This window comes from Chryseobacterium sp. MIQD13, from assembly GCF_050496705.1.
GTDB lineage: Bacteria > Bacteroidota > Bacteroidia > Flavobacteriales > Weeksellaceae > Chryseobacterium.
This window is the reverse complement of sequence record NZ_JBNWAF010000001.1, coordinates 1,164,519-1,177,587: the sequence shown is the minus strand read 5'-3', so window position 1 is coordinate 1,177,587 and position 13,069 is coordinate 1,164,519. Positions and strand designations below refer to the sequence as shown.

The following is a 13,069-nucleotide window of genomic DNA, read 5'->3' as shown; positions in this document are numbered from 1 at the left end:
ACCACATATTTTTATGAAGGGTAATCTGAATTTTTTTAGTTAACAATTGTTTATATTTTAAACATTGTCTTGAACCTTTTGCTGACCCGAGAAAATATTTTCCCAGTTATTAAAAGCCAGGTCCGGCAAATGATGCTGGTTCATGCTGTCCAGAAAAGCCTGATAAGCTATATTGAAAAAGGATTTTAATTTACAGTTAAAAGGCATAAAAACACATGGCTTTGTATGGCAGTTGATAATTGGGGAATCGTCCTGTTCCAGAAGATGGATAAGGTCGCCCAAACCTATATTGAGAGCTTTGTCTGATATAACAATTCCCCCGTTTTTGCCTCTTTTAGTGATAACAAGTTCTTCTTTTGACAAAAACTGAACCACTTTAATGAGATGATTACGCAATATATTCAGCTCTCCGGACAGTTCATCTAAAGAAGAAGATGCTGATTTATTCTTCTGATTTAAATAGATTAATACACGCAGGCTGTAATCTGTAAAATGGTTCAGTTTCATTGATAATTAATTAAGATGAATTAATTGAGGACCAAATTCTTCATATAAAATATCTTCCTTTGAAACACCAATTTTTATCAACGAGTTATATTGTATTTTTATAAAGACTTCCGGTCCGCAAATATAATACTTTGCATGATCAATAAGTACTTCGTCTTTCAGTTCAACTAAATCAATCCTTCCTTCTTTTACAGAGCTATTTTCTTTTTCAGCAAGTGTTTCATAAAAAATATGAGTAGTAAGCCAATGGTTCTCTTTGTTTAAAGTATCAATCTGCTCCTTGAAAGCGTGTACTGTTTCATTTCTGCAGCTGTGCAGCCATATGGTGGTATTTTCTTTAAGCCTGTTCTTATTGGTTTCAAGCATGCTCAGAAGAGGGGTTATTCCAATACCACCGCTAATTAATACCAGAGGTTGATTGCTTTCAACACCGGCATGGAATATACCTGCCGGAGCGCTTACCCATATTTCTTCACCTGTTTCTTTTCCATGTAATAGATTGGAAACAATTCCATCAGGAGAATTTGTATTTTGTTCTTTCTTTACAGATATCCTGTAATATTCAGGGTTAAAAGCAGAAGATAAACTGTATTGTCTTGCCTGTTCATGCTTTAATTCCGGAACAAATAATTTTACAGAAAGATACTGGCCAGGAAGATAATCTGCAATGGTATTCTCATCTTTTGGCTTCAAATAGAATGATTTCACCTCACTGCTTTCGTCAACAATATCTGCAATTACAAATAGTCTCCAGCCTTTCCATCCTCCGGTTTTTTTTAGATTGGATTCATATAATCCTTCCTCTATGGAAATCATAATTTGGGCTAGTTCATTATAAGCCTGTGTCCATGCTTCGATTAGTTCATCTGTGGCACTGTCTCCCAGAACTTCTTTAATAGAAGAAATCAGATGATGGCCTACGATATCATATTGTTCCGGGCTGATGTTAAGACTTACATGTTTGTTACCAATTGATTTTAAAACATTAATTAACACACCTGGGTTTTCAATATGTTCAGCATAGGCAAGTACGGCACCTGCCAAAGCATGCTGCTGTTTTCCGCTGGCCTGATTGCTCATATTGAAAATATTTTTCAGTTCGGGATGATGCTTAAACATTCTGTTATAAAAATGTCTGGTGAGATCTGTACCGTTGCTTTTTAAGACTGGTACTGTTGATTTGACTAATTCTTTTTGTTTAAAATTCATTTTGATTTGTTTAATGATGATACAAATGTATGAAAAAAATAATTGTTGTATTTTAAATGCAACAATAAAAAATTAAAAGTTCTCCGAAAATTTATTTTAACTATCACAAAAAATGCATAATTTTTGACTAATAAATTGTTATGGCAAAACCCTTTAACAGAACACTCACTCTATTCGGAATCTATAAACAGCTTGTCCCATTCATAAAACCTTACCGGTTAATGATTTATGGAACATTATTTCTTACTTTTTTAGGAGCACTCGCAGCACAGGTCAATCCCATTGTATTAAAATATACGGTAGATGAGGTGACGAAGCTTACTCATCTTCCACATCCGATGTCTGAGGGAATTCATATTCTGATTGTGATCTCTATTATCTTACTGGGAAAAGAGCTGCTTAATATTTTTATCAATTTCGGGCAGAAATTTTACGGTGAAAAAATAAGGATTAATGTAAGTTCTGTTCTTGCCCAGTCTGCCATTGATAAGATCCTGATGTACAGGGTTGCCTATTTCAATGATGAGAATCATGAGTCAGGGAAACTGCAGATCAGGATAGACAGAGGTATTGAAAGTTTAACAAGACTCGTTCAGAACTTTTTTATTGATATACTTCCTCTTTTTTCCAATGCCATTATTGCCCTGATCATTATGTACATGCAGAATGTATATGTGGGAATGGTTTCCACGATCATTGTTCCCATCTATTTTTATATAAGCTCATTGCAGGCAAAAAAACTCGGAGGGGTTCGCCGCCAGCTTAGAAATCAGAGGGAGAGAAAAACTTCAGGTCTGCTTAATCTGATCAATTCCATCATGGTGATCAAAAGTTTTGTTCGTGAAAAATTTGAAGGCAAAAAACAGTACGATTTGCAGATGGAACTGATGGAAAGCCAGATGTTCACCAGAAAAACGAACTTTATTTATGATGGCTTAAAAACATTTATAGAGCAGTTCGGGGTGGTTTTAATTATTCTTTTGACCGTTTATCTTGTACTGGACCAGCAAATGACGATTGGTGCGATTATGCTTCACATTATGCTTTTCAACAATATTTCAGCTCCTATACGACAACTGCACAGAATCTATGATGATATGAATGATGCCATGATCTATGCTGAAGGTTATTTTGAAATCCTGAATGCTGATGATGAAAAAGAGCCTAACGGAACTTTTGTGGAAAAAGAAATCAAAGGAACTTTTGAATTAAAGAATGTTGATTTCAGCTATCCGAACGGAACAAAAGCCCTGCATAATGTTTCCATGAAGATAGAGAACGGAAAAACCACAGCATTGGTAGGATTGAGCGGTGCCGGAAAATCAACGGTGATCAATCTTCTCTGTAAATTTTATCTTCCGGATTCCGGAGAAATTTTTCTGGATGGAGTCAATTTGAATGAGTATGACAATACATTCCTGAGAGACGATCTTGGTCTGGTATTGCAGAAAAACCATATTTTTCAGGGAAGTATTGAAGACAATATCCGCTATGGAAATATGAATGCCAGTTTTGAGGAAATTCAGGAAGCTTCAAAGAAAGCCTATCTCCATGATCAGATCCTAGATCTTCCGGACGGGTATCAGCATGATGCGACCCAGCTTTCCGGCGGACAGCAGCAGAGAATTGCCATTGCAAGGCTGTTCCTGAAAAACCCACCTATCATTTTCCTTGATGAGCCAACCGCAAGTTTGGATGCTATTGCTACCGAACAGATTAAAAATTCACTGGATGCCATTAAAGAAGGCCGGACTGTAGTGATTATTTCACATTCACTTTCACAGATCCTGGATTCCGATACTATTTATGTCATGAAAAAAGGAAGAGTCGTGGAAAGCGGAACCCATGACGAACTGGTTCATCTCAACGGAACATACCGGGAGATTTTTGATGCCTCTGCCAGAAGCTTGAATCTGGATAAACTGGTGAGTACTTTTAAAGATAATTGATAAGAATATATATACAGATTTGGGCTACTAAAAAATCTGCGATATCTGCCCAATCTGCGAGAGAACATATTATTTTTTGCCGCAACTTTTAATGCTTTTTAAAGCAAAAGTTAAACGCCCAGTTTTATTGTAAAACTGGGCGTTTGAAATTTTCAGCAATCTGTTTATTGTGCTTTTTCAGCAACCTGATAAGCACCCACATCCGCTCCAAAAGCAATGTTGATCCTATTATAACTGTTGATTGCAATGATGGCCATAGTAAGATCCAGCATTTCAGTTTCAGAAAAATGTTTGCTGACTTCAAAATAAATTTCATCAGGAATTTCCCTGCTGTTAAGAGAAGTTAAGCTTTCCGCCCAAAGGAATCCTGCTTTTTCTCTGTCTGTGTAAAAAGAGCATTCTCTCCATGCGCTTACCAAAAATATTCGCTGTTCAGTTTCGCCTTTGGCCCTTAATTCCTTGGAGTGCATATCCAGGCAGAAAGCACAACCGTTCATCTGTGAAACACGGAAATACAGGAGTTCCAGAAACGAACTGTCCAGTGATGAATGCTGTACCTGAAACCCCATATTGTGAAGAGCGTTTACAGCCTTGTTTCCCATTGCAAATGCATTGATTCTTTGTGACATAATAATTTGTTTTTGATTAATTATGAGACAAATGTAGATTGGAATTTCCCGGAATTTTTTTACATATGATAAAAAACTATTTCTGCGCCCTGATTCTGCTTAATGAAACCTGAGTGATGCCAATATAGTCTGCCATATCCCCAAGACTGATCCGCTGAACAAGATCCGGCCTCTGTTTCAGGAAATTATTGTATCGTTTTTTACCGTCGTCCTCAAGCATTTCACTTATCCGTCCCATCATATTGACGGGAGCTTTTGAATACAGTTTACTGAAAAGGGTTTCTGCCGTATGATATTTCCTGCATAAGTTTTCGATAACATCTTTATGAATACGCAGAATTTCACATGGCTCCAGTGCAACGATCATATATTTTGAAGCCTTACCGGTCAGAAAACCATTCAGTTCTGTGAAAAAAGAATTTTCTGCAAAAAATGTCATAATGAAATCTTTGTCCCCGTTATCAAAAAATAACTTTACAAGACCTTTTTCAAGGAAATAGAAATATCTGCAGGTTTCATCTCCTTTCAGAAGAAAATCTCCTTTTCTGTAAGTTTTGGATTCTAAATTTGAAGTAAGAGCTTCCATTACAGATTGTTCCGGCTTTATAATACTTTCGATGGTCTGAATGAAACGGGCAGGATTCATATGGAGAAAAATATGGTTTGTAAAGAATTAAATATAATAAAAAGCAGCTGAATTTATACGCTGTACACCAAAAAAGATTGATAGATTTGTCATACCAATATGAACGATCACTATCTTAAAAAACTGGACAGGGTAACAGCTATTCTCACACAGTTACAGTCAAAACCGACGGTAAGGGCACAGGATCTTGCTGCAAAATTTGATGTCAGTATCCGTACAATTTACCGTGATGTAAAAACACTGGAAAATGCAGGAATTCCCATTATAGGAGAAGCCGGAAACGGATATTCTTTAATGGACGGCTACAAGCTTCCGCCCATTATGTTTACGAAAGAAGAAGTCCTGAGCTTTATCACCGCTGAAAAGCTGATGCAGAAGTTCTCTCACCAAAGCCTTGGAAATCATTATCAACTGGCTATGGAAAAAGTGCGTTCAGTGCTTAAGAATTCAGACAAAAACCTGATCCGGAACATTGAAAAGCAGATAGATGTTTATAATTACCATCCACAGACAGGGGATAATATTAAAAATGTAATTCCGACTATCCTGGAAAGTATTGCAGACAAAACCCAACTTACCATTGAATACAAAACAGTGGACTCCCGGGTAACAAACAGAACTATAGAGGCAGTAGGTATTTTCTTTGAATTCAATTACTGGTATATTATGGCTTTCTGTACCATGAGGAAAGATTTCAGGCAATTCCGCGTCGACAGGATCCTGCAGATTTTTAAAACTCAGAATCCCTTTTCCCAGGAATACGGACAGATCAATGATTACAGGAGATATTCAAACGGGGAGAAAACCAGAGTCAGGCTTTTAGTTGATAAGAAAATAATAGGACATATCGTTAATTCCAGAAAATATTACGGGTTTATTGAGGAAACTGAAACAGAAAACGGAATTGAAATGATCTTTGATACCGAATGGATTGAAGAAGGTTTCCCGCGCTGGCTGATCACTTTTGCAGATTATGCAACCGTTTTGGAGCCGGAAAGCCTCACGTCGAAACTAAATGAGCTGGCTAAAAGAATTTCGGACAGGCATCAATAAAAACCCCAACAGTAATTTGTTGAGGTTTCGGCAATATTAATGTAACTGAAGAATGGCTTTTTTAGTCAAAAAATAAGCTGCGAACGGGTAAGAGCATAAAATGGCAGATTTGTCTGAAGCCAAATACTTTTAATATGAGTCGTGTCTAAATTTGATAGAATTATTATTGAAAATATTCTGTAAAAATATCCTGCCGATGTACAAATTGCTTCTTATGTCTTAGCCCCTCCACAGTTTAACTTTTGTTTTTTCTTTTAGAATCTCTCCCAGAAGAAAGGCGGCTCAATTCCCAAAGCTCTCAGGTAAGTATAACCCTGCCCACGGTGATGAATTTCATTATCCACGAAATAAAGGATATTCTGATATACCGGGAATTCATACTGTCCGAATAAATTGAAAGTTTCCTGGAAACGATCTTCGGAGATCTTGCTGAAATATTCATTGATTACCTCAGTTTCTTCGTCCCATTTTTTCAGGATATCTTCCTTGGTTTTTGGGTTAAATCCTTCCTCATTGTAAGCTTCCATGTTTTTGTCAACGATTCCCTTCAAAGCAGGTCCGCCAATGCTGATCAGCTCTACTGCCAGTTTTGCGAAAGGTCTCATACCGCCTACGGAAAATTCAAATAATTCTTTCTCAGGAAAAGCTTCTATTACTCTTCTTGTAAGATTTCTGTGTCCCTGCCAGTGTTCTAATAACTGATCAGATGTCATGAACTGTTTTGTGGCTGTTGCTGTAGTTGTCATAATTGTATTGTTTAGTTTGTTATTGTTGATACAAAGGTATAACAGGGTTATGACAACAGTTTGTCAGTAGGATTTTTGATGTTAAAAAAATATTTTATTTCTTTACTAAAATATCTGTAACCGTTTTCCGTTAGAAGGAAAGTGTATTGATAAAAAAGAAATTGATCCTTATTAGAATTTTAAAATGAAGAAGTATATTTTGCCTGCTATTACAGCTCTTTTATTAATATCATGTAATAAAATCGAAGAAAAAATTGACCAGACCGTTCAGAAAACTACTGAAACCGTACAGCAGAAAGCTCAGCAGGCGGTAGAAGAAACAGTGAAGAAAACAGTCAATGAATCAATTAATTCCTTAACCAATTCCCAGGACGTAAAATTTAACCAGGTATTTCCCGGCGAAGGAAAGTCTGTAGTTTCAGAAGACACCGGAAAGAAATTTAAATTTCCTAACGGCTCTGAAGGATATATCTTAAAATATAAATCAGATATAGCAGTATTGCTTCCATTCCTGGAAAAGCAGCCTACTTCGGACGAAAACAAATCAGATAAAACCGCCCGTAAAATAGACGGACAAAGCATTATTGACAAAATAAGTTTTGTCTCAAAATTTCTTCCTGAAAATACTTTTGATACCAGCTTTTTAGAAGATATCAAAAACGATAAAAATATAGAATATTATAAGCTGAAAAGGTTTCCCAACAACAGCACAATAATCTATAATCCCAAAAACCAGACCGTCATACAGTATGTAGAGGTAAATAAATAATTTGTGAATGGCCGGATTTATCCGGTCATTTTTTATTTTAAAAAGCTAAACAGGAAAATGATGGAATAATAAATCCTTCATGGAAAGTCTGATGAATAAAGCCCGTTTCATAATCCTGAATACATTTTACTTTTTACATTGTACAAAATAAAGTAATTTAGTAGTATGAAAATTTATACAAAAACAGGAGATAAAGGACAGACCGCTTTATACGGCGGTACAAGAGTTTCCAAAGCCAGTGCAAGAGTAGACAGTTATGGAAATATAGACGAGCTCAATTCATTTATTGGTATTTCTAAAAGTCATATTGAGGATGAAGAAGTTTTGAAACAGTTGAAAAAAATCCAGTTTGATCTTTTCACAGTAGGGTCGGAGGCTGCAGCACCGGTTGATAAATTAATGCTCGCCAACGGAAAATCACGTCTCCCATTAATCATTTCAGATACAGAAATTGAGGAACTGGAGCAGTGGATGGATGCATTTGAAGAGAAACTTGAGCCTCTTCAGTACTTCATCCTTCCCGGTGGCGGAAAATCAGCAACATTTTTACATGCTGCAAGAACCATCTGCAGAAGAGCAGAGCGTTCTCTGGTTTTCTTAAATGAATCTGAAGAAGTTCGTCCTGAGCTGATCAAATACCTGAACAGACTTTCAGATTATCTCTTTGTTTTGGCAAGATATATCTCAAAAATAAATAACGAACCGGAAGAATACTGGAACCCGAATGAAAGATAAAACCCTGCTTTTCATCAACGGAGATGCTCCCAAAACTTTCCCGGAAGTTGAAGAATACGGCTTGATAGCATGTACAGACGGAGCTTTTCATTATTTGAAAAATCTTGATTTTCCTTTAGAAAAGCTGGATTTTATTTCCGGTGATTTCGATTCGCATTCGGGGAAAGATGAAGATATTTATCAGGATAAATTCATTTATACGCCGGATCAGGATAAAACCGACTTTCAAAAAGCTCTGGAAATTATTGTAGAAAGAAATTTCAAAAAAGTTGATGTTCTCGGAGGAAGCGGAGGAGAGCAGGACCACTTTCTTGGAAATCTTACAGTTGCTTTCGGGTTTAAAAATCAATTAGAAATAAAATTTTATGATGAGAATTCCGAATATTATTTTGTTCCTGAAAGTTTTGTTCTGAAAGATGTGAAAGGCAAGATGATCTCACTGTATCCGTTTCCTGCTGTTGAAAACATTACTACAAAAGGTTTAAACTGGCCTTTAACCAATGGAGAACTAAGCATTACCTCAAAAATCGGAACAAGAAATTTTGCTGTTGAAGATGAGGTTTCAATCGAATATGAAAAAGGAGATTTGCTGGTTTTTATCGGGAAAAATTATTTATAATAAAAATTGTAGCACAAACATCTGTGTAAATCCGTGAAATCTGTGGTGAATAAATGAAAAATATAATTAAAATATCATTTTTAATCATCTCATTATTCTGTGTTTTTTCATGCAAAACACAAGATTTTTCTGCTCCTGAATATGGGAAAAATTTAACGGAAAAAGATCCTGAAATTAAAAAAGTCCACAATTTCCGAACTGTCGGAAATATTAAAAATGTTGACGGAAGAACTCTAAAAAGCGGAAAATTCTACAGAAGCGGACATCTTCATAAATTGAAGAAGAAATCGTTCAGGGAAATTGAAAATCTGGGAATCAGAGAGGTGATTGACCTCAGAAACTCAAAAGAAATAGCGGATAAACCGGATCAGCTTCCAATCGGAATCATTTATAAAAAATATTCAGCCTTTGAAGATGAGGGAGATCAGCTGACACAGGCTAAGAAACTTGTTCTTAAAGGAAAAGTTAATGGTTCAGATGCTGATAAAAGGATGATCGATTTCTACCAGGAATATGTAACGGAAAATCCGGAAGTCATCAAAAAAATCATTACTGAGATTCTGGAATCGGATCAGCCGGTTCTCTATCACTGTACCGCAGGAAAAGATAGGACAGGGATCACAACAGCTTTGATTTTATCCATTTTAAAGTTTGATAAAGAAACAATTTATAATGATTACCTTCTATCCAACAATTACAGGAAAAAACTTGTTCTTAAAAGGCTTAATCTGGCAGATAATTTACATTTTCTGTATCCTAAAATGGATGTAAAAGTCCTTGAAAAACTAAGCTGGGTGGAAACTGCATATCTGGATGCGGCTTTTGATGAAATCAATAAGAAATATGGTTCGATCGACACTTATATTCAACAGGTTCTTGGAATTTCAGATAATAAGCGGGAAGAATATATCAGGAAGTTTACAAATTGATAATCTGATCCTGTTTTTGCCTGATCCTGTTTTGAAATTTATAATAAATTTAACGCTTAAAAATCAAACTTTTTTAGCAATTTTGCATTTCGTAATTCACTTGTCAAGAAATGAAAATAAAGTACTCGGAACTTATTGATCAGACATTATATTTTCCTACGGAGGAATTTAATGTTTCTGAGAACAATTTGTTGTTTCACGATGTTCCTTTAATGGAAGTCGTTGAAAAATTTGGCACCCCGCTAAAAATTAGCTACCTGCCGAGAATTTCTCAAAATATCCAGAAAGCGAAGAGCTGGTTCAGGGAAGCTTTTGAGAAAACCGAATATAAAAAGAATTATACCTATTGCTACTGTACAAAATCCAGTCATTTCAACTTTGTGCTGGAAGAAGCTCTTAAGAATGATATTTCCATAGAAACTTCTTCAGCCTATGATATGGATATTGTGAAATCTCTGTATGAAAAAGGAAAAGTAGATAAAAATATTGAAGTGATCTGTAACGGATTCAAAACGGATGATTATCTGGTGAAAATCTCAGAAATGATCAACAGCGGTTTTGAAAATATTACTCCGATTCTGGATAATTACCGTGAACTGGATAAGCTTACAGAAAGCATTGACACTACTTTCGATATCGGGATCAGAATTGCTTCAGAGGAAGAACCAAAATTCGAATTTTATACCTCAAGATTAGGAATCGGATATAAAGATATTATTCCTTATTACAGCCAGAAAATTGCTGAACACCCGAATGCAAGACTGAAAATGCTTCACTTCTTCATTAATACAGGGATCAAAGACACTGCCTATTACTGGAACGAATTGTACAAATGTCTTCGTGTATATGCACGTTTGAAGAAAATTGCTCCGGAAGTGGATTCACTGAACATTGGTGGAGGTTTCCCGATCAAAACTTCTTTAAATTTCGAATACGACTATCAGTACATGGTAGAAGAAATTGTTTCCCAGATCAAGAAATTCTGTGAAGAGGAAGGAGTGGAAGAACCAAATATTTATACTGAATTCGGAAGCTTTACAGTAGGAGAGAGCGGTGCCAATCTTTATAAAATCATTTCCCAGAAACGTCAGAACGACAGAGAAAAGTGGAATATGATTGATTCATCTTTCATGACTACACTTCCTGATACCTGGGCGATCTCAAGGCACTTTATCATGCTTCCGCTGAACAGATGGGAAGATACTTACGAAAGAGTGTTCTTAGGTGGATTAACTTGTGATTCAGATGATTACTATAATTCAGAACAGCATACCAATGCGATCTATCTGCCTGTTTTCAGTGATACAAAACCTCTTTATATTGGATTTTTCCATACAGGAGCCTATCAGGAAACGATCGGAGGATATGGTGGTGTTCACCATTGCCTGATGCCTCAGCCAAGGCATGTCCTGATCCAGAAAGACGAAAACGGTGAGCTTCAATATGAAATTTTCCGTGAAAAGCAGGAGCCTGAAGATATTCTAAAACTTTTGGGTTATTAATTAAACCTTTGTATTAATAAAAACCGGTTTAAGTCAAAACAGATAATAATAAAAGCTCTCAAATTTTGAGAGCTTTTTATTTAAAAATATTTTGAAAGCTTATCCAGTTCCAGATCTTCATAATCTGAAACCACGATATCCGCTAAAGTATAATCCTGGTTTTTGGAGTGAGGACTTCTGTAAGCAGCACAGAAAATCTCGGCTCTGTGTGCGGCAAGAATCCCATTCGTAGAATCTTCAATAACCATACAGTTTTGTACAGGTTCTCCAGCCATTTCTGCTGCTAATAAAAATACTTCCGGATGAGGTTTTGATTCCTTTAAATCAGCACCGCTAATCTTTCCGCTGAAATATTTTTCAAGCCCGAACTTTTCAAAAACCATATTGATAGTTATCATAGTCGCTGAAGAGGCAAGAATGAGCTTGATGCCATTTTCATGATAATGCTGGATTAATTCTCTTACTCCAGGGATCAGGTCAAAATCCTCATCATTATCAAAATAATGCTTGAAGTGGGATCTTTTAATCCCTGCGATAGCTTCGTGAGTATGGCTTAAGTCATATTCCCGGATCAGTGTTTCACAAACTCTTTTTGTAGAAGCTCCTGTGAAAGAAGTGTAAAGATCCTCGGAAACAGCAATTTCCAGTTCATCGAAGGTAGTAAAATAAGCTTTTCTGTGCAGTGGTTCGGTATCTACAATAACCCCGTCCATATCGAAAAGAACAGCTTTTAAAGACATATTTTGTTTTTTGCAAAAATAGCCTTTAAAATTTAAACATTAAAGATTTAAAAATTTAAAAACCCATAACTCTGATTTACAGCTCAACTACTATTTTGTATCTTTGTGGAATCTTTAAATTTGTCAATCATTTAAATTTTTAAATAAAACATGAGAACATACGCAGGAATTCCTGAAGAAAATGCAACGTTAGAAAATTCTAAAGTAATGCTGGTAACAGTTCCTTATGACGGGACTTCGACGTGGGGAAAAGGTGCTGACAAAGGCCCTGAATTATTCTTAAATGCTTCTGAAAACATGGAGCTTTATGACATTGAAACAGGAACTGAGCCTTATCTTGACGGCGTATATCTGGCCGGAGAAATTTCTGAAAATTCTACTCCTGAAGCAATGACTGAAGCTGTTTATCAGAAAACAAAAGAGCTTCTGAACAATGAAGGAAAAGTATTCACTCTTTTCGGAGGAGAGCATTCTGTTTCTATCGGATCTATCCGTGCGGTAGGAGAAAAGTTTGAAAACCTTACAGTTCTTCAGCTGGATGCGCATACAGATTTGCGTCCTGAATTCCACGGATCTACCTCCAATCATGCATGTGCGGTTTTTGAAGCCAATCAGAAGCATAATCTGGTTCAGGTGGGAATCCGTTCCATGGACGGAGAAGAAGCACAGTATCTGCCGGAAGGAAGAGTGTTTTTCGCTCACGAGATTGCTAACAATGATAACTGGATCAATGATGTCTTGGAAAAAGTTTCAGGTAATGTTTATATTACAATTGATCTTGATGCTTTCGATCCATCTATTGCTCCTTCTACAGGAACTCCGGAACCGGGCGGACTTCAGTGGTACCCAACACTGGAATTATTGAGAAAAGTATTTGAAAAATGCAACGTAGTGGCATTCGATATTGTAGAATTAATGGATTCTCCAATGGCTAAGCCAACTGCTTTTCTTGCAGCTAAATTATACTACAAAATGCTGGCTTACAACCACATTTATAACAACAACTAAAATTCCGCAAGAATCAGATTTTTTCTGC

Annotated in this window: 14 protein-coding genes; 8 read left to right on the top strand and 6 right to left on the bottom strand. The window is 36.3% G+C overall.

Annotated elements, in window-relative coordinates:
- Positions 1-57: 57 nt before the first annotated feature.
- On the bottom strand, positions 58-507 hold the full coding sequence (locus ACQWU4_RS05595) for an Rrf2 family transcriptional regulator (protein WP_429934791.1): 450 nt from the start codon (positions 505-507) through the stop codon (positions 58-60).
- A gap of 6 nt (positions 508-513) precedes the next feature.
- Positions 514-1,716 carry an NO-inducible flavohemoprotein gene (hmpA, locus tag ACQWU4_RS05590; RefSeq protein WP_429934790.1) on the bottom strand — a complete coding sequence of 401 codons (1,203 nt, stop codon included), beginning with the start codon at positions 1,714-1,716 and terminating at the stop codon, positions 514-516.
- A 221-nt stretch (positions 1,717-1,937) separates the two neighbouring features.
- On the opposite strand from hmpA, the gene ACQWU4_RS05585 reads away from it, so the two are divergent.
- Positions 1,938-3,665, top strand: a complete 1,728-nt coding sequence (locus ACQWU4_RS05585) for an ABC transporter ATP-binding protein (protein WP_429935077.1) — start codon at positions 1,938-1,940, stop codon at positions 3,663-3,665.
- A gap of 164 nt (positions 3,666-3,829) precedes the next feature.
- On the opposite strand, the gene ACQWU4_RS05580 is transcribed toward ACQWU4_RS05585, so the two are convergent.
- Complete coding sequence (locus ACQWU4_RS05580) at positions 3,830-4,294, bottom strand: carboxymuconolactone decarboxylase family protein (RefSeq protein WP_429934789.1); 465 nt, start codon at positions 4,292-4,294, stop codon at positions 3,830-3,832.
- 76 nt (positions 4,295-4,370) lie between these two features.
- Entirely contained in the window at positions 4,371-4,940 is a 570-nt protein-coding gene (locus ACQWU4_RS05575) for a Crp/Fnr family transcriptional regulator (RefSeq protein WP_429934788.1), read from the bottom strand.
- Positions 4,941-5,039: 99 nt separating this feature from the next.
- Here ACQWU4_RS05575 and ACQWU4_RS05570 point away from each other — a divergent pair, with 99 nt between their 5' ends.
- Entirely contained in the window at positions 5,040-5,993 is a 954-nt protein-coding gene (locus tag ACQWU4_RS05570) for a helix-turn-helix transcriptional regulator (protein WP_429934787.1), read from the top strand.
- Between the two features lie 254 nt (positions 5,994-6,247).
- Here the strand turns inward: ACQWU4_RS05570 and ACQWU4_RS05565 are convergent, their stop codons facing one another.
- Complete coding sequence (locus ACQWU4_RS05565; protein ID WP_429934786.1) at positions 6,248-6,739, bottom strand: DinB family protein; 492 nt, start codon at positions 6,737-6,739, stop codon at positions 6,248-6,250.
- Between the two features lie 184 nt (positions 6,740-6,923).
- Here ACQWU4_RS05565 and ACQWU4_RS05560 point away from each other — a divergent pair, with 184 nt between their 5' ends.
- From ACQWU4_RS05560 to ACQWU4_RS05540, 5 genes are all read left to right on the top strand, one after another.
- Positions 6,924-7,508 carry a hypothetical protein gene (locus ACQWU4_RS05560; RefSeq protein ID WP_429934785.1) on the top strand — a complete coding sequence of 195 codons (585 nt, stop codon included), beginning with the start codon at positions 6,924-6,926 and terminating at the stop codon, positions 7,506-7,508.
- A gap of 165 nt (positions 7,509-7,673) precedes the next feature.
- Positions 7,674-8,243: a cob(I)yrinic acid a,c-diamide adenosyltransferase gene (locus tag ACQWU4_RS05555; protein WP_429934784.1), complete on the top strand. Its 570-nt coding sequence runs from the start codon at positions 7,674-7,676 to the stop codon at positions 8,241-8,243.
- The gene (locus ACQWU4_RS05550; RefSeq protein WP_429934783.1) at positions 8,233-8,862 is read left to right on the top strand and encodes a thiamine diphosphokinase; all 630 of its coding nucleotides are present in this window, start codon (positions 8,233-8,235) and stop codon (positions 8,860-8,862) included. Before ACQWU4_RS05555 ends, ACQWU4_RS05550 begins: the two co-directional genes overlap by 11 nt.
- A 53-nt stretch (positions 8,863-8,915) precedes the next feature.
- On the top strand, positions 8,916-9,791 hold the full coding sequence (locus tag ACQWU4_RS05545; protein ID WP_429934782.1) for a tyrosine-protein phosphatase: 876 nt from the start codon (positions 8,916-8,918) through the stop codon (positions 9,789-9,791).
- 110 nt (positions 9,792-9,901) lie between these two features.
- Positions 9,902-11,293: an arginine decarboxylase gene (locus ACQWU4_RS05540; protein ID WP_429934781.1), complete on the top strand. Its 1,392-nt coding sequence runs from the start codon at positions 9,902-9,904 to the stop codon at positions 11,291-11,293.
- Positions 11,294-11,373: 80 nt separating this feature from the next.
- On the opposite strand, the gene ACQWU4_RS05535 is transcribed toward ACQWU4_RS05540, so the two are convergent.
- On the bottom strand, positions 11,374-12,033 hold the full coding sequence (locus tag ACQWU4_RS05535; RefSeq protein WP_429934780.1) for an HAD family hydrolase: 660 nt from the start codon (positions 12,031-12,033) through the stop codon (positions 11,374-11,376).
- Between the two features lie 150 nt (positions 12,034-12,183).
- On the opposite strand from ACQWU4_RS05535, the gene speB reads away from it, so the two are divergent.
- Positions 12,184-13,041, top strand: a complete 858-nt coding sequence (speB, locus tag ACQWU4_RS05530; RefSeq protein ID WP_429934779.1) for an agmatinase — start codon at positions 12,184-12,186, stop codon at positions 13,039-13,041.
- Positions 13,042-13,069: the final 28 nt, after the last annotated feature.